This is a genomic window from Microbacterium aurantiacum, from assembly GCF_031625015.1.
GTDB classification, from domain to species: Bacteria; Actinomycetota; Actinomycetes; order Actinomycetales; family Microbacteriaceae; genus Microbacterium; species Microbacterium aurantiacum.
The window spans coordinates 644,719-661,714 of sequence record NZ_JAHWXH010000001.1 but is presented as its reverse complement, the minus strand read 5'-3'; the positions used below and the strand labels follow the sequence as shown (position 1 = coordinate 661,714).

Annotated in this window: 16 protein-coding genes; 9 read left to right on the top strand and 7 right to left on the bottom strand. The window is 67.1% G+C overall.

Annotation, left to right across the window (positions count from 1 at the left end; all coding sequences use genetic code 11):
- Positions 1–2: 2 nt before the first annotated feature.
- From KZC50_RS03075 to KZC50_RS03055, 5 genes are read right to left on the bottom strand one after another with little or no spacing between them, the layout of a single operon-like run.
- The gene (locus KZC50_RS03075) at positions 3–443 is read right to left on the bottom strand and encodes a hypothetical protein (protein WP_310890583.1); all 441 of its coding nucleotides are present in this window, start codon (positions 441–443) and stop codon (positions 3–5) included.
- On the bottom strand, positions 427–2,544 hold the full coding sequence (locus KZC50_RS03070) for a hypothetical protein (RefSeq protein WP_310890582.1): 2,118 nt from the start codon (positions 2,542–2,544) through the stop codon (positions 427–429). Before KZC50_RS03070 ends, KZC50_RS03075 begins: the two co-directional genes overlap by 17 nt.
- Positions 2,541–4,358, bottom strand: coding sequence for a hypothetical protein (locus tag KZC50_RS03065; RefSeq protein WP_310890581.1), 1,818 nt, complete (start codon positions 4,356–4,358; stop codon positions 2,541–2,543). The genes KZC50_RS03070 and KZC50_RS03065 overlap by 4 nt, the downstream gene beginning before the upstream one ends.
- Positions 4,352–5,824 carry a site-specific integrase gene (locus KZC50_RS03060; RefSeq protein WP_242088071.1) on the bottom strand — a complete coding sequence of 491 codons (1,473 nt, stop codon included), beginning with the start codon at positions 5,822–5,824 and terminating at the stop codon, positions 4,352–4,354. Before KZC50_RS03060 ends, KZC50_RS03065 begins: the two co-directional genes overlap by 7 nt.
- Positions 5,825–5,868: 44 nt before the next feature.
- Positions 5,869–7,026 carry a DUF4192 family protein gene (locus KZC50_RS03055; RefSeq protein ID WP_310890580.1) on the bottom strand — a complete coding sequence of 386 codons (1,158 nt, stop codon included), beginning with the start codon at positions 7,024–7,026 and terminating at the stop codon, positions 5,869–5,871.
- Positions 7,027–7,145: 119 nt separating this feature from the next.
- On the opposite strand from KZC50_RS03055, the gene KZC50_RS03050 reads away from it, so the two are divergent.
- From KZC50_RS03050 to KZC50_RS03035, 4 genes are all read left to right on the top strand, one after another.
- Positions 7,146–7,349 carry a hypothetical protein gene (locus KZC50_RS03050; RefSeq protein ID WP_310890579.1) on the top strand — a complete coding sequence of 68 codons (204 nt, stop codon included), beginning with the start codon at positions 7,146–7,148 and terminating at the stop codon, positions 7,347–7,349.
- A gap of 51 nt (positions 7,350–7,400) precedes the next feature.
- Positions 7,401–8,867: a cardiolipin synthase gene (cls, locus tag KZC50_RS03045; RefSeq protein ID WP_310890578.1), complete on the top strand. Its 1,467-nt coding sequence runs from the start codon at positions 7,401–7,403 to the stop codon at positions 8,865–8,867.
- A gap of 79 nt (positions 8,868–8,946) precedes the next feature.
- Complete coding sequence (locus tag KZC50_RS03040; RefSeq protein ID WP_310890577.1) at positions 8,947–9,693, top strand: hypothetical protein; 747 nt, start codon at positions 8,947–8,949, stop codon at positions 9,691–9,693.
- A 406-nt stretch (positions 9,694–10,099) separates the two neighbouring features.
- Positions 10,100–10,954 (top strand): hypothetical protein, encoded by an 855-nt coding sequence (locus tag KZC50_RS03035; protein ID WP_156305092.1) that lies wholly within the window; start codon positions 10,100–10,102, stop codon positions 10,952–10,954.
- A gap of 115 nt (positions 10,955–11,069) precedes the next feature.
- Here the strand turns inward: KZC50_RS03035 and KZC50_RS03030 are convergent, their stop codons facing one another.
- Positions 11,070–11,297, bottom strand: coding sequence for a helix-turn-helix domain-containing protein (locus KZC50_RS03030; protein WP_053546524.1), 228 nt, complete (start codon positions 11,295–11,297; stop codon positions 11,070–11,072).
- Positions 11,294–11,914: a hypothetical protein gene (locus tag KZC50_RS03025; RefSeq protein ID WP_310890576.1), complete on the bottom strand. Its 621-nt coding sequence runs from the start codon at positions 11,912–11,914 to the stop codon at positions 11,294–11,296. Before KZC50_RS03025 ends, KZC50_RS03030 begins: the two co-directional genes overlap by 4 nt.
- Positions 11,915–12,118: 204 nt before the next feature.
- Between KZC50_RS03025 and KZC50_RS03020 the strand changes: the two genes are divergently transcribed.
- From KZC50_RS03020 to KZC50_RS03000, 5 genes are all read left to right on the top strand, one after another.
- A complete protein-coding gene (locus KZC50_RS03020; RefSeq protein ID WP_053546806.1) occupies positions 12,119–14,647 on the top strand; it encodes an ATP-dependent Clp protease ATP-binding subunit in 2,529 nt (842 codons plus the stop codon).
- A gap of 79 nt (positions 14,648–14,726) precedes the next feature.
- The gene (locus KZC50_RS03015) at positions 14,727–15,230 is read left to right on the top strand and encodes an amino-acid N-acetyltransferase (RefSeq protein WP_301131960.1); all 504 of its coding nucleotides are present in this window, start codon (positions 14,727–14,729) and stop codon (positions 15,228–15,230) included.
- A gap of 55 nt (positions 15,231–15,285) precedes the next feature.
- The gene (locus KZC50_RS03010) at positions 15,286–15,963 is read left to right on the top strand and encodes a hypothetical protein (RefSeq protein ID WP_236967849.1); all 678 of its coding nucleotides are present in this window, start codon (positions 15,286–15,288) and stop codon (positions 15,961–15,963) included.
- A gap of 49 nt (positions 15,964–16,012) precedes the next feature.
- Positions 16,013–16,417 carry a dehydrogenase gene (locus KZC50_RS03005; protein ID WP_310890575.1) on the top strand — a complete coding sequence of 135 codons (405 nt, stop codon included), beginning with the start codon at positions 16,013–16,015 and terminating at the stop codon, positions 16,415–16,417.
- Between the two features lie 191 nt (positions 16,418–16,608).
- Complete coding sequence (locus KZC50_RS03000; RefSeq protein WP_310890574.1) at positions 16,609–16,992, top strand: hypothetical protein; 384 nt, start codon at positions 16,609–16,611, stop codon at positions 16,990–16,992.
- The last annotated feature ends 4 nt before the right edge of the window (positions 16,993–16,996 follow it).

Here is a 16,996-nt window from a genome sequence, read left to right as displayed (position 1 = left end):
AATCACGTCGACCGATTCGTGGGCGTGAGCTCTGACTCGCTCATTGACGTGCGCGCATCGCTGATTCGGACTACCGGGCGCGTTGACGACGAGTGACCGTTTGCTACAACGATCTGTAGTCGAAGTTCTTCCAGAGCCTCCGCGTAAAGCCTGATTGTTGCCTTGGCGACGTCGACCTCGGTGCGAAGCTCGGCGTTCTGGTCGCGCAGGCGCGAGATCTCCTGCGACTGCGGCGAGAGCTCGGCGCGTGGACCCCATTTTTGAACCACCCGGTCGAGATAGTCGTCCTTCAGGTCGACATGTCGGTGAGTGAGCTTCCAACGCGGCAAACCTGTCATGGCGCACAGCTCTACGACGGTCGGACGTACACGCGAGGGGTCACGTGAGACGAGATCGGCGATGGCGCGCTCTATCGATTGACGCTCTTCAGCGTGGTCGCTCATCGTGCTCTCCTTCCTTGTGGATGGTGATGATCTTGGTGAGGCGGTCGAGTTCAGCTTGTTCTCGCGCGTGGCGGATCGGTGGACACAAGGGGTCGGCAACGATCGTGCGTAGGCCTTCAGCGCGAAGCTGAAGCTCCTCGATGTCACGATCGGTGCGGGCGATGTTCGTGCACGACGTGCGACAGGTTCCTAGGTGGGGGCCGTCCGCCGTGTTGCCGCCCGTCTCCTTGTTGCACAACGCTCTCGCCGAGTCGAATACGCAGCTCATGGCGTCGCCCTGAATGACTTGTAGGTCACGACTGTTTAGTAGGCGCCGCGCAGCCGCGTTGCTGGGGACTGTGATTCCCTCAAATCGTGCGGTGCTGGTTACCCTGGCGCGGTATCGCGGAGCGGCGGGACCGCTCACGTGCTCGCCTACCAGGAGACGCGCGTGCGCTTGGCCGAGGTTTTCGAGGCGCTCGAGGAATGCTTCGAAAGAGTGCTCGTCTGGGAATCCTGATGCGAGTGAGCCTGCGTAGCCTTGCGTCATCTGGGTTCCGACGTGCCCGTACTGGACCGACGCGGCGACGATGCCTTGCGGGCGCCGCGCGATGTGCCAGGCGAGCGTGCGGCGGAACCGGCTTAAGTAGAGCGACGGGCACTTTGGGTCGTCGGGGATTTTGTCGGCGCGACCTTGTTCGGCGCACTGTTCGTTGACCCATTGGACGAGGTCCATGATGCCGGCGGTTCGACCTGCAGCCGATACAGCGCGCGATGCTCCTCCTTTCTTCCACTCCTGTGTGCTCGCGAACAGTAGTTGGTTGTCGTGCAACGCTTCCATCGCGAGGACGGCTCGCACGACGGGAGAGCAGACGACCCACGGGACTTCGCGGATCTTTCCTTCCGGCTTCTTGGCGCCGGATTCGTCGAAGACGTTCTTGAAGGTCTTCCCAACCAGGTACTGCATGCGGCCGGACTCGCGCACGCAGCCTCGTTCCAGGTTCAGCGCCTCCCCGGGCCGCATCCCAGAGAGATAGGAGATGACGACGAGGCATGCTGCCCACAGGAGTCGCTCGAGCGTGGGGATCCGCTTCATTGGGAAGGTGACTGTGAGAGGTAGGCCAGCGACAGGCGGGAAGACGGGCTCGTGAAGCACCGTCGTGGCTGCAAGCGGGTGACCGCTCTCCTCGATGAGTCTCGCGGTGCCCGCGTCGATGGGCCCGATGTCGAGAAGCTTGGCGAGTCGACTTCTATCGACGGCAACTTGGTTGCCAGAGCGGAGCCCGGGCGCGGGTAGGTTGTGCGCGCGCAGTCGATTGAGTATGGCCTCGGCCGAGTGCGTGGCACTCGGCCGACCCTCAGCTCTGACTGATTCTGAAGCGGAAGAGCCAGCGGCTTCCGCGGGCGTCGATCGTATCCTTCGGAAGGCGCGGGAGGCGGCCGTGATCGGTTGGGCAAGCTGGTCAACGATGGCGATGCTCCAGCTGAGCAACGCCGCCATGGTCATTTCATCGACTCGGGGAGTTCTGTTCTCACCTGAGCTTGACGGCAGGGGGCCGAGGAGGTCTGCGGCCTTTTGCCCGTTCCACGGGACCAAGCTGTGCAGCCGGGCGAACTCCGGCACGAGTTCGCGGTACTCCCAAAGCGATCGCACTGCGTTGATCAGCTTGTGGCGTTCCCTGAGGCTACCCGTGTCAGCTTGGACCTGAGTGACCCACCAGTCCAGGTCGGCGGGTTCGACTTCCTTGAGCTGAGTACGACCGAGCGCTGCCATCTGGTGGGCGAAGCCGCGAAGGTGTCCGTGTTGGAACCTGATCGTGGCAAGAGACCACGCGGTGTGGTTTGTTTCAAGGCGCTCAGTCTCGATGTTGATGATCGCCCAGAAGTACTCCTTGAAAGAACTCCTCATCTGTTCCGGGTATGACAGCCAATCGAGTCGGACTGGTGACGCGTGGGCCTCGAATACTCCCGCTGACAAGTTCCACACGTCGTCGTGAAAACAAGACTCGTTGGGAACATCCTCACGCGTTGGCCGACGAGCCAACACCCGTGTCGCCGCGTTGGTAGGCAGCGGGGCGTCCAACGTGACTGGTGCCCTGCGGAGCTCGACGAGTGAGATCAAAGGTTTACCCTCCCCGAGACGAGTCGGTCGATGAGCGCTGACTGGTCGACTGTCAGCTGGGCCAACGCGCGATCGCGCGCGCCGTGTGGCATCTGGTCGACGAGTTGGGTTAGGCGGGCGTGGGACTCCCCGTATTTTCGCGCCCAATCGAGTTCAGTCATCTGGTCTCGCTTCTCGACGAGTCGAAGTTGAGTGGCCGCGATGAGGGGCCAATGGGTCGGTAGCGCAACCGCGCACGGGCACCCGGCGCAGAGAAGGAAGGAGGCACGGCACGGTCCATCATTGTGGGGACCGTGCTCGTTGTCGGTGCACGCAGAGAATGCCGTATCGAGATTGCCGCTCAGAAGGCGCTCAGCGATACGCACTGGCACTCCGAGGGCCCTAGCGGCCGAGGGGGTATCTGATGCCAGACGTGCGTAGTCATCCTCGCTCAGAAAAGCCGCGCGATGTGTGGAGCGAGCGAGCTTTACCTGCTCGTCGAGGACCCCGGCGACAAGACGCTGATATCCCTCGAGTTCTCGCGTATTCCTTGCCTGGTAAGTCTGTCGAAGGGTGCGTCGACTGTGTGCGACCGGTTCGTCACGCGCGGAGACGTATGTAAGGCGGATTCGACGAAAGCTGAGGTCGAGCGGCGACCCGTCATCTGCGGTGAGCCCGTGTCCACGCGCCCAGCTTTGGGGCCGAACCTTTGTGCCCTGATACACGGTCGACCGGACAAATCGTCGTGGCCCCGATGTGGGCTGCTGCGGGCTGACCCAGGAGAAGAGATGGTTCTGGCCGCTAACGACTCTCGCCGGAGCGGTGAGCCGCTCGAGGAGTGCGAACACGTTGTGCGCGTTGCGAAGATCGCGGCCGTGATCCGAGCCGCTATCTTCCTCACCGCGGTTGTTGAACGCGGTTACCGTCATGGCTGCCCGAGTCTTCCCCCGGCGGGGTTTCAGGGCGTTGGACACAACAGCGTCATCGACAGCCTCGGGCGTGTGCCCGGAGTGATGAAGAGGGGCCGTCATCGACTCGAGAGTCGACATGCTATGCCCCGTGAGTGCTGCCAGCAGGATTCCGAAGGCCACCGCGTCATGGGCGGTGAGGAAGATGCTGAAAAGCGCAGCGGTCCCGTTGGCAAACCCCGCGCGCATCAGAGGGCGGACATTCACCATGCCGTTGTCATATCGGGGCAGGTCGCCTTCGGTCACGATTCTGTCGAGGGACGCAAGTCGCCGAGCCTCCGAGGCATCGACATCGTCCCCACTCCGCCACCGTTCGAGGGCGACCAGGTTGGGAAGTATGCGGTCTCGAGTCGCGCGTACGTCGTTGCGCGCAGCATCAATGACCCGCGCAAATTCAGTGGCTGACAGTCCAGCGATCTCTCCATCGTCAGGTCGCTTACTCGCGCGGACGTGCAGCAGCTTCGATACCTCCGGGCTGAACTCGCTCGCTCGTCGGCGAAGAGCGGAACGAAGCAGGTCGTATGCGCGCGGCCGGATCTGTAGTCGAGTCTCCGTCAGGGCGACTCGGGGGATCTCTTCCGGCGACGTCGGGATCGGGCTCGAACGCGAAAGATTGCGCATCAAGGCCTTCAGCGCCAGAGCGTGATGATGTGCTGCCTGCCACGAGCGTGCGGTGCCCAGGGGGCCAGCGACCTCGTCAAAGAGCGAAAGGAAGAAGTTCAGGAGAGGGCCATCAATGCCCGTGCCGGAGAAGTCGATCTTGTGGCGCCGTCCGGATTTCGCAGCGATGAACAGATAAGTGGTGGCATCGATGACGCGCGGCTCTGGGACGCTGGATGGGATCGAGGCCGCTCGACCCGCTACCAAGACGTCCTCGATTCAACGCGCGGGTGCTTGTCGAGGAAGAGTGTGAGCAACTGCTCGGCATCCTTGTCCTGCACCTGGCTGAGGAGCGACTCGATGTCGAGGCCGATGAAGGGTTCGAGGTACGTGTTCCGGGTGGTCTCGACGCTGCGATGCCCCAATAGCGTTTGCACCAGGAACCACTCCGATCCCATTTCGTCGCGCAGTGTGTCCGCTTCGGCCTGCGAAAGTGTGGACGCTCTACCTATCCATAGCAGTCGCCCGATGATGAACCACTTCAGTGCAAAGCTGTGCCGCAGGCGGTGAGGCGTCATCCGGCTCATGGGAACGCCCATGGTTGCGACGCGGCTGTTCGCTCGATCGAAGACTCGGTTCCATGCCGTGTGTGGCAAGGGGAGACCCTGTTCGGTGAGCCAGAGCTGCGCAGGCTCGAGTACGTCTTTTGTGCGAATGAAGAGCCGCTGGCGATCGAACGGGGTTAGGAGGTTGAGTTTGAGACGTCGGCCCGCTGCGTCGTATGCGAACCGCGGACTGTCCCTTTCCTCGAGTGTGAGCACGTCTGGGAGGTTCTGGTAGACGCCGCGACGGTGGGCAGTTTCGATGGCGAGACGGCGATCGGTGCTGACGTAAGAGTGGACTGCGGATAGCGCTTCGGCCGATGCCCAGAAGGGTCTTCCGATGCCACCTTTCGCGAGCCCGTCGGGGAGTTGAAGCGTCGCGTAGGGTCCGGTTGGGGCCGCCGGCCATTCCGCACCAATGACGAGGCCTCCGAGCTCCTGAGTGCGTAGCCCTGTACCGTACGCGGCTCGCACGAAGGCACCGTCGCGGAGCCCCGAACGGTGCCTATAGCTCGAATCGACCGAACCGTCAGGCAGATAACCACGCAGACCGAGGTTGACCCATTGAGCAATCGCGGCAGCGGTGAACCACTTGATCGACTTGCTGCGCGGGTACGCGCTCCCGGGGTCTGCGACGCGCCGATGTGAGCGGTCGAAGCTCGGCGGGATTGGCGACTGAACGCCCCGTGTGGCGGCCCACGAGTAGAGCGAACTGATCGCCTGCGCCTGGCGCTGCCAAGTGGAATCGCCGACTGGTCGCTCGTTACCTTGCCCGTAGAGGCGCCAGGTTCGAACATCGCCGAGTGCGGCGGGCGAAGCGTCGCGCCAATCGACATTCCATTGCTGAAGGATGTTGAGGAACACGAGGATGTCATACGCATAGCTGCGGGCCGAGGTCTCCGCCAACCTCCCGCCGGAGCCGCCCGGCCCGAAGTAGTCGTTGATGATGTCGTCGGGGACACCCTCCGGGCCGATGAAGAACGGTGTCGATCGTCTTCGGGGTCGTGATCGGGCGGCGACGACGATCTCCGCGACTTCGGGTGGCACTGGCAGCTCATCATCCAGAAGAAGGCTGGCTGTCTCGTGGAAGAAGAGTCGCCATCGAGGCGTTGTCGCGGAGCTCGTTCCCATCCCGTGAAGCTACTGGGAGTCACACCTCGAACCAATTGCAACACTCACTTTGACCAGAGAAACTCGGGCAGATGCCCCGCCGCGACGAACGAGAGCACGATCTCGGCGAGCCCGTGTTCGGGATCGAGGTCGAGGGCGTGGCGCGCGTGCACCTCGGCGTGCGTCGAGCGCCCCAGGGCCCACGCGAGCCAGGCGCACACCGCGAGGGCTCCCGCTTGCGCGTCTTGTGGCGCGCACGCCGCGAGCCGGCGCACCACCTCCAGTGCACGGACGAGTCGGCGGGGCTGGGGCTGCGCGCCCTCGCCCCACAAGTGCATCGCGAGGTGTGGCGGGTACTCCTCGCCCGATTCCCACCGGCGCTGAGCCTCGAGAGCCTCGTCGCCGCCCTCGATGTCGCTGCACCACTGCACGAGGGCGACGTCGCGCAGGGAGGGCCGCGCGAGGCACCACAGCAGCGTCGCGGCGGGCACGGCGCCCAGTGCGGCGGGATCCCAGTCGAGGGCGTCCTCGTAGAGGGTCGGGACGTCGTCGAGCGCGCACGCGGCCATGAGCGACTGCGGGTCGACGCGTGCCCAGGCGACATCGTCCGGATCGTCGGTCTCCGCCGGACTGTCGTCGCCGGCGGCCGGGCCGCCGCACAGGATCCGGAGCGCGCGGTGGAGGCCGGTGAGGGCCTGCGCGATGCGCGCGCGCTCGGCCGATGACACCGCAGGAAGCTCCGCGCCGCTCACCCCGTCCGTACGGAGGGCGGGGGCGTCGCGCGGGGCCGCGGCGTCCACGTCGATCCGTTCCAGCGGCAGACCCTCGGGCGGCAGCGGCTCCAGCGTCGTGGATCCCCAGCCGTCCGCGGCCACCACGAGCGCGTCGGGCAGGGCGAGACCGCACGCGTCGGCGCGGCGGGCGACGGCATCGAGCAGCTCGCGATGCGGCATCCCCGCGGCATCCGCGAATCGCTCCTCGGTGTAGACGATGGGCACCAGGCCGTCGGCGCCGGCGACGCGGCACACCATGCCGACGACCGTCGCCGAGACGCGGTCGACCGCGTCGTGTTCGCCGCCGGGCAGGTCCACGCGCATGACTCCGAGACTTCGACCGCCGGTGAAGGGCACGACGACCAGGCTCCGCGACGGCGCGAAACCCATCAGGTGGGGGACGAGGGAGAGGAACCCGGCGGGGTCGCCGACGGTCACGGTGGTTGTCATGGATCGAGGATGCGGGCGGACGCCGGACAGGATCGGTCTGTCCACAGCATCCGTGCCCCTGGGGGTCGATCCCACCGGATCCGGGCACCTGGGGAGGAGCGGGCGCGTATCCTGTACAGGTGGAGAACTTCTGGCTCGCGGTGACCTGGTCGCTTCTGCCGACCATCGTCGCCGCAGGGGTGTTCTTCTTCGTGTTGCGCAGCGTCATCCGCGCCGACCGCAACGAGCGCAAGAGCTACGCCCGCATCGAGGCGCAGGAACGCGCCAAGCGCGGTCTCCCGCCCCGCGAACCGGCGGCATCCGCGACGGCGTCCGAGCGCTGAGCCCCCGCCCACTACGCTGGGCACACGCGCGCGGCGCGGAAGGGGGCACGGGTGATCAACGTCACGATCGACGCGACCTGGTGGGTCATCGTCGTCTTCGTCGTGGACATCGTCATCCGCGTCACCGCGATCATCATCGTCCCCCGTAATCGGCGCCCGACGGCGGCGATGGCGTGGCTCCTCGCGATCTACTTCATCCCGCTGGTCGGGGTGTTCCTCTTCCTCCTCATCGGCAACCCGCGGCTTCCGCGCAAGCGCCGCCGCAAGCAGCGCGACATCAACGAGTACATCCACGACACGAGCGCCTCGCTCGACTTCGGCACACTCCGGCCTGATGCGCCGGACTGGTTCACCTCGCTGGTCACGCTGAACCGCAACCTCGGCGCCATGCCGCTGGCGGGCGACAACGGTGCGACGCTGATCGCGGACTACCAGGAAAGCCTCGACGCGATGGCCGACGCGATCCGCGAGGCCACGCGCTACGTGCACGTGGAGTTCTACATCCTCCAGTCCGATGCCGCGACCGACAACTTCTTCCGCGCCCTGGAGGAGGTCGCCGCGCGCGGCGTCGTCGTGCGCGTGCTGCTGGACCACTGGGCCAACCGGGGCAAGCCGTTCTACAAGCAGACCCTTCGACGGCTCGACGCGATGGGCGCGCACTGGAAGCTCATGCTCCCGGTGCAGCCGCTCAAGGGCAAGTATCAGCGGCCCGACCTCCGCAACCACCGGAAGCTCCTGGTCGTCGACGGTCGCGTCGCCTTCACCGGATCGCAGAACGTCACCGACTCCACCTACAACCTGCCGAAGAACATCAAGCGCGGGCTGCACTGGGTCGACCTCATGGCGCGCATCGAAGGACCGGTCGTCGCCTCGATCAACGCGGTGTTCCTCTCCGACTGGTACAGCGAGACCGACGAGATCCTCACCGACGAGATCGACCTGTTCTCGGTCGAGTCGGGACCGGGCGACCTCGACTGCCAGATCATCCCTTCCGGCCCCGGATTCGAATTCCAGAACAACCTCAAGCTCTTCGCGGGTCTCCTCTACGCCGCCCAGAGCAAGATCATCATCGTCAGCCCGTACTTCGTCCCGGATGAGGCGCTGCTCCTCGCCGTCACCACGGCGTGCCAGCGCGGCATCCACGTCGAGCTCTTCGTGTCGGAGGAGGGCGACCAGGCCCTCGTCTATCACGCGCAGCGCAGCTACTACGAGGCGCTGCTCCGCGCGGGCGTGAAGATCTGGATGTACCAGAAGCCGTACATCCTGCACTCGAAGTCCATGACGATCGACGACGAGGTCGCGATCATCGGCTCGTCCAACATGGACATGCGCTCGTTCGGTCTGAACATGGAGATCTCCATGCTCGTGCGCGGCGAGGAGTTCATCGACGAGATGCGCAAGGTCGAGGCGACCTACCGCTCGCTCTCGCGGGAGCTCACCCTCGAGGAGTGGATGCGACAGCCGCTGCGCTCGACCGTCCTCGACAACCTCGCCCGACTGACCTCCGCACTGCAGTGAGACGATCCGGCGGCGGGTGACACCTTCTAGAGGAGGATGCCGCGGCCGCGGCATCCGGCGCGATCGAGAGGCGAACGAGATGACGCGACGGCGGATGGTCCTTTCCGGGTTCGGGGTGGCCGCGGCTCTTGCCCTGGCGCTGGCGGGATGTGCAACGCCGGCGGGAACCGGGGGCACCGGGGGTGCGACGACGGAGCCGGCACCGGCCCCGGATGCGTCGGCGCCGGTCGCGGTCGAGGTCGACGCCGCGTGGCTCGACGACGGCCGGTCGATCGGCATCGTCACCCACGGCTCGTCGACGTGCATTCCGATGGCCGAGGAGCCCACGTTCGCGGACGGTGTGCTGACGGTGACGCTCGTCGAACCGGAGAACACCGCGTGCACGCGGGATCTCGTGCCGCGCGTGAGTCTCGTGGGCGTTCCCGAGGGGGTCGATCCCGCCGAGGACCTCGACATCGTGGTCACCGGCGAGGGGTACCAGGGGGAGGTCGAGCTCGACGGGGTGACCGGGCTCGCCGGCCCCGGGGGTGAGACGCAGTACGCGCCGAGCGCGGGCTGGACCGGAACCGACGGCCAGTTCGTGCTGTTGACCTGGGGTTCGTCGAGCTGCCCGCCGGTGTTCCAGGAGGTCGTGGCGACGGGCCCCGCCGAAGTCACCGCGACCGTCGAGGAGCCACCCGCCGACCAGGTCTGCACGATGGACATGGCTCCGCGCGCCGCCGTGCTCGTTGTGGACGGGGTGGAGGCGGACGACGGCGTCGAGCTCGTCATCACCGGCTCGCCCGAGTTCGCCGACGCCCGCACCCCCATCCTGGGTTCGAACTAGCCCGCCCGCCCTGCCGCCCGTTCACTTGTCGCTTCTTGTGGGTGCGAGGCGGCAGCACCCGCAAGAGGCGACGAGTGAACGGAAGCCCCGCTGACTTGTCGCTTCTCGCGGGCGGGGCGCCAGACTCGCTCGCTTGTCGCCTCCTGCGGGTGCGAGGGTCTGACACCCGCATATCGGGACAAGTGAGCGGGGGTGAGGGTCCTCCACAGGTGAGCCGCGCGGCGGACTGTACACCGATTCGACCCCGGGGCGCCCGCGGGCGCGTAGTCGCTGTCAGCGTGAGGGGGTGCACCGCTCGCCGCTTCCCGATGGCATCCCGGCCCCCTTCTCCGTCGCTGATGCGCGCAGTGCTGGGGTGCCCGCATCGCGTCTGCGCGCGTCCGATCTGCACGCACCGTTCCGCGGAATGCGCACTTTTCACGCGGAAGATCCCGACGACGCGCCGGGATCGGTGTTCCGTCGGGTGCAGGAGTACGCCGAGGTGATGCCGGCATCGCAGTTCTTCTGTCTCGCCACCGCCTGCGTTCTCTGGAGAGCCCCGATTCCACCGGGGCTGATGCGGCGCCGTGATGCGAGCGGCGCTTTCGTCGAAAGTCCTCTCGATGTCGGCGTCTTCCTCCCGGATCGTGCATCGCGGACGCGGGGCGTCCGGGGTCGCTCCATCGCCCCCGGCTGGGCGGATGTCGTCACCGCGCCGGTCGACGGCATCCGACTGACGTCGCCGGCATCGACGTGGGCGATGATGGGCCAGGTGCTCTCGGAGGACGAGCTGGTGATTCTCGGCGATGCGCTGGTGCGAATGCCCCAGCGGGATGCTGACCCCCCTCCTCTCGCGACCGTCGACGAGCTCCGGCGGGCGGCCGAGGTGGGCAGGCGGCCCGGGGTGCTCCGCATCCGCGAGGCGCTTCCGTTCATCCGAACCCGCTCATGGTCGCCGCAGGAGACGCGGATGCGTCTAGTCCTCGTGCGCGACGGCGGGCTTCCCGAGCCGGAGCTCAACTGGCCCGTTCTGGTTGACCGCGCGGTGGTCGCGAACATCGATCTCGCGTATCCCGACCTCATGCTCGGCCTCGAGTACGACGGGGAGCATCACATGACGGATGCCGCCCAGTGGGCGAAGGACATCCGTCGCCTCGAGATGCTGGCGGACCTCGGCTGGAGCATCATGCGCGTGACGAAGCGCGACCTCGACTCGCTTCGCGGCCCGTTCATCGCCCGCGTTCGCTCCCGCGTGCTGGGGATCCGCCGTCGGTCTTCGTGACCTCCGATCGCCCGGGTCCACTTGTCGCCTCTTGCGGGTGTCGGGCCCCCGCACCCGCAAGAGGCGACAAGTGAACGGAAGGGGAACGCGCCACCGACGGAACCGGCGCCGGGGGTCAGGCGCGGGCGAGGAGGTCGCCGACCTCGCAGTCGAGGGCTCGGCAGATGGCGGCGAGGGTGGAGAAGCGCACCGCGCGCGCCCGGTCGTTCTTCAGCACCGACAGGTTCACCACCGACACCCCGACGAGCTCCGACAGGCGGGTGAGGGTCATCCCGCGGTCGGCGAGCAGCTCGTCGAGCCGGCAGTGGATGCCGCTCGGACCCTCGTCCTCGGCGGGGCTCACACCAGGCCCTCGGTCTCTCGCTGCAGCCGTGCCCCGACGGAGAAGACGGTGGTGGCAAGCGCGGCGACGAACGCCGCGACGATGAAGGTGAGCGGCTGGACCGTCAGGATCACGTTCTCGAACGTGCCGTCCGACAGTGCCGCGAAAGCGCCGTTGGCGGCCATGTTCCCGAAGAACGGGTAGAGCACGATCCCGAAGAACGCGGCGATCGACGCCGTCCCGACGTAGACGGTGTGCCGTGCGCTGAACACGATCCCCCGCAGGATGCCGAGAACCAGAAGGCCCAGCATCGCCGCGACGATGAGCACCGCCGCCACGAGGATGACCTGCTGGATCACCAGGGAGATCACGGAAGCCAGCGGCAGGTCGGAGACGCTCAGGATCGCCGTGTCCAGAGCGACCGTCACCGGCGCCCCGTCGACGCCGATGGGAGCTTCGGCGGGGGTGCCGGCGAACTCGGCGAGGACCTCGATGCGACCTCCGCCCAGGGTTTCGATCAGCCGGATCACCGCGCCGACCACCGTGATCGCGGCCAGCACGAGCCCGACGCCGACGAGCACAACGACACCGATGCGATCGGCTCGGGAGAGCGTTCCGGGTGTTGCGGACGAGGACATGCTGCACCTCCATATCGATGAACGTTATTAACGACAATCGTTAACTTATCGATTCTCGATACGAAGTCAAGCTCCGGATGCCGCATCCGCCCGCGTCGGTATGCCCACGGCGAACACGGGCATGCGGCATCCGCCTGCTCGTTACCCTCGATACAAGCGCCCGGAAGTGCGCCCTGTGGCCCTGAGCCCGAAGGAGTGAAGCCGATGTTCGAGAGATTCACGGACCGTGCCCGTCGTGTGGTCGTCCTCGCCCAAGAAGAGGCGAAGATGCTCAACCACAACTACATCGGGACCGAGCACATCCTGCTGGGCCTGATCCACGAAGGAGAGGGCGTCGCCGCCAAGGCGCTGGAGTCCCTCGGCATCTCGCTCGACGCCGTGCGCGAGCAGGTGCAGGACATCATCGGTCAGGGCCAGCAGCAGCCCACCGGTCACATCCCCTTCACTCCGCGCGCCAAGAAGGTGCTCGAGCTCAGCCTCCGCGAGGCCCTCCAGCTCGGCCACAACTACATCGGCACCGAGCACATCCTCCTCGGCCTCATCCGCGAGGGCGAGGGCGTGGCCGCCCAGGTGCTGGTCAAGCTCGGCGCCGACCTGAACAAGGTGCGCCAGCAGGTCATCCAGCTCCTCTCCGGCTACCAGGGCAAGGAGCCCGCGGGCGTCGCCGCCGGCGCCGGCGAGCAGAGCGCATCCGGACCCCAGGGCGGCTCGGCCGTCCTCGACCAGTTCGGCCGCAACCTCACCCAGGCCGCCCGCGACAACAAGCTCGACCCCGTCATCGGGCGCGAGAAGGAGATCGAGCGGGTCATGCAGATCCTCTCGCGTCGCTCGAAGAACAACCCCGTCCTCATCGGTGAGCCCGGTGTGGGAAAGACCGCCGTCGTCGAGGGCCTGGCCCAGGCGATCGTGAAGGGTGACGTCCCCGAGACGCTGAAGGACAAGCAGCTCTACTCCCTCGACCTCGGTTCGCTCATCGCCGGGTCCCGCTACCGCGGTGACTTCGAGGAGCGCCTGAAGAAGGTCACGAAGGAGATCCGCACGCGCGGCGACATCATCGTCTTCATCGACGAGATCCACACCCTCGTGGGTGCGGGCGCCGCCGAGGGTGCGATCGACGCCGCGTCGATCCTGAAGCCGCTGCTCGCCCGCGGTGAGCTCCAGACGATCGGTGCGACCACCCTCGACGAGTACCGCAAGCACTTCGAGAAGGATGCCGCGCTCGAGCGTCGGTTCCAGCCGATCCAGGTGGCCGAGCCGAGCCTCCCCCACGCCATCAACATCCTGAAGGGTCTGCGCGACCGCTACGAGGCGCACCACAAGGTCCAGATCACCGACGGTGCGATCGTCGCGGCCGCGAACCTCGCCGACCGCTACATCTCCGACCGGTTCCTGCCGGACAAGGCCATCGACCTGATCGACGAGGCCGGCGCCCGCCTCCGCCTCAGCATCCTGTCGAGCCCTCCGGAGCTGCGCGAGTTCGACGAGAAGATCGCCAAGGTCCGCGAGCAGAAGGAAGTCGCGTCCGAGGAGCAGGACTTCGAGAAGGCCGCGTCGCTGCGTGATGAGGAGAAGTCCCTCCTCGCCGAGCGTCTGCGTCTGGAGAAGCAGTGGCGCAGCGGTGACGTCGCCACCCACGCGGTGGTCGACGAGGGGCTGATCGCGGAGGTGCTCGCCCAGGCGACCGGCATCCCGGTGTTCAAGCTCACCGAGGAGGAGTCCAGCCGTCTGGTCTTCATGGAGAAGGCGCTGCACCAGCGCGTCATCGGCCAGGAAGAGGCGATCGCGGCGCTGTCCAAGACGATCCGCCGCCAGCGTGCGGGCCTCAAGGACCCGAAGCGTCCCTCGGGCTCGTTCATCTTCGCCGGCCCCACGGGCGTCGGAAAGACCGAGCTCGCCAAAGCGCTCGCCGAGTTCCTCTTCGACGACGAGGGTGCGCTGATCTCGCTCGACATGTCGGAGTTCGGTGAGAAGCACACCGTGTCGCGTCTGTTCGGTGCCCCTCCCGGATTCGTCGGGTTCGAAGAGGGCGGCCAGCTGACGGAGAAGGTGCGCCGCAAGCCGTTCTCGGTGGTGCTGTTCGACGAGATCGAGAAGGCCCACCCGGACATCTTCAACTCGCTGCTGCAGATCCTCGAAGAGGGGCGCCTGACCGACGGTCAGGGTCGCGTGATCGACTTCAAGAACACCGTGATCATCATGACGACGAACCTCGGCTCGTCGGCGATCGCCGGAGGCCCCGTCGGCTTCCAGGTGGAGGGCGACCAGGGCACGACCTACGAGCGGATGAAGGGCAAGGTCAACGAGGAGCTCAAGCGCAACTTCAAGCCCGAGTTCCTGAACCGCGTCGACGACATCATCGTCTTCCCGCAGCTGAGCAAGCCCGAGCTGCGCCAGATCGTGGGTCTGTTCACCAAACGACTCGGCGAGCGTCTGCTCGACCGTGACATGACGGTCGAGATCAGCGACGCCGCGAAGGACAAGCTGATCGAGATCGGCTTCGACCCCGCCCTCGGCGCTCGGCCGCTGCGTCGTGCGATGCAGCGCGAGATCGAGGATCGCCTCAGCGAGAAGATCCTGCACGGTGAGCTCGAGCCCGGCGACCACGTGAAGGTCGACGTCGAGAACGGTGAGTTCGCGTTCGAGCACGGCCCGCGCGGTGATCGCGTCGCGATCGGCGTCGGCACGAACCCCGACATCGCCGTGACGCCGGATCTCGCCATCACGAGCGACTGACACGCTGACACGGGAACGGGCGGATGCTGCGGCATCCGCCCCTTCCTCGTTCGGCGCACGCGGACCGTAGGCTGGGTGGATGAGCGACTTCACGGTCCGGCCGGCCACGACGCGCGATGTCCGCGGCATCCAGCGCATGCTCGAGCCGTTCGTGCAGCGCCGGATCCTCCTCGGCAAGGATCTCGTGGTGCTCTACGAGGCGGTGCAGCAGTTCGTCGTCGCGGAGGACGAGGACGGAACCCTCATCGGATGCGGCGCTCTGCACGTCATGTGGGAGGACCTCGGTGAGATCCGCACCCTCATCGTCGTCGACGAGTGGCTGCACCGCGGCGTCGGCCGCGTCATCGTGGAGAAGCTCGAGGACGCGGCGCGCACGCTCGGGATCACGCGGCTGTTCTGCCTGACCTTCGAGGTGGAGTTCTTCCAGCGCCGCGGGTTCGCCCCGATCGGCGAGCAGGTGGTCGACCCCGACGTGTACTCGCAGCTCATCCGTTCCCCCGATGAAGGTGTGGCGGAATTCCTCGACCTCGCGCATGTGAAGCCGAACACGCTCGGCAACACGCGGATGCTGAAGCGCCTCTGACAGCCGGCCGCGCGCCGCGCGGGATGCCGCGCCCGACCGACCTACGCTGGAGGGCATGAGCGGTTCGCAGCCTCGGAAGCGTCCGTCGCCCGCGGTCTACCGCCGGCGGCGCCTGGTCGTGCTCCTGGCGCTCGTCGCGGTGGTCGCGGTCGTCTGGCTCCTTATTGCGCAGCCGTGGCAGGGCGCGGCATCCGCGGGGGAGAATCCCGCCGCGAGCGAGTCCGTCGACGGCGCCGACGCGCTCCCCGCTCCCGAATCCAACGCACAGGACTCCACCGCCGCTCCGGAGGATCCCGCGGCCACCCCGACGCCGTCCGGCACGCCGGTCGCCCCGGCGTGCGCTGCCCGCAACGTCACCGTCGAGGCCGTCACCGATCGCGACGCCTACGGGTCGGGGGAGCAGCCGCAGCTGTCGATCCGCCTCACCAACACCGGTGACGACTGCATCCTGAATGTCGGCACGAGCGCGCAGGTGTTCACCGTCTCCAGCGGCGAGGACGTCTGGTGGCGATCGACCGACTGCCAGGCCGAGCCCAGCAACATGGTCGTGCTCCTCGCCGCCGGGCAGACGGTCACCTCCGCAGAGCCCGTCGCATGGGACCGCACGCGGTCGGCCCAGGACACCTGCGACACCGATCGTGCCCAGGCACCCGCGGGAGGGGCGTCGTACCACCTCGACGTCGAGATCGGCGGCATCCCGTCGACCGACTCGGCGCAATTCCTGCTCTACTGACGGTCGCCACCCCCGGAGGGCCCGCCCGCGCGCCGTCTACGCTGGGGGGATGGCCAAGAAGAAGAAGCCGAAGGACGTCTCGGCCGAGTTCCGCAACACGCAGCTGACCGACGCCCTGCAGACGCAGGACATGGCCGCGGTCGCCTTCGCCCTCCGCCACGGTCCGACCGTCGTGCCACTCCTGCGTCCGGGATCCCGCGACGACCCGCGCGACTCCGGCGAGGTCTGGACCTACCGCGACCCCGCCACGGGCGAGGTCGCGCTCCTCCTCTTCAGCGACGCGACGCACAAGCCTGCGACCCTCCCTCCGCACGTCGGCCTGCACTCGCCGCTGTGGCTGCGCGACTTCCTCGCGACCCACGGCGAGGTCATCACGACGGTGTTCTTCGACATCGCCGGCCCGCACCCGCTCCAGGCGGCGCCGGCCGACCTCCTGGCCGCCCTCGACGCCTGAGCGGAGGGCGCCGCGGACGTCATGTTCGCGCGCCGGACTCGACAATCGCGCCGCGGTTGCCTACTCTCGCGGGGTGGAGTTCCTCATGGTGGCCATCGTCTGTGCCGCGGGTCTGGCCGTGCCGATCGCCCTGGGCACGTTGCCGAGCCAGCGTCGTCGTCGCTATCGCGCGCGGCGCTGATCCCACCCCGATGTTTCTCAGCCGGCGCATTGCGGCGTTCGCCGTCGCCGGCGGCGTGTTCCTCCTCGCCGGATGCGGGGGCGCGGCGGTTCCCTCCGACGGCCCGCTCGGCATCCACCCTCGCCCCGACGCCGGGATGGACGCGCTCATCTCGGGTGTCCTCCGGACGGATGCCGGATGCGTGCGCATCGAGTCGCCGACCGGTGCGGGGGAGGACGTCGCGCTGACGTTCCCGTCCGGTGACGCCGAGATGGACGGCGACGCCCTCGTCTGGCGCGGCGACACCTACGTCGACGGCGAGGAGGTCTTCTTCGGCGGCGGGTTCTCAGCCGTCGACGGATACCTGCCGGACGGATGCCGCGGCCTCGAGCTGTTCGTCGTCTCGCCGTTCTGAAGCC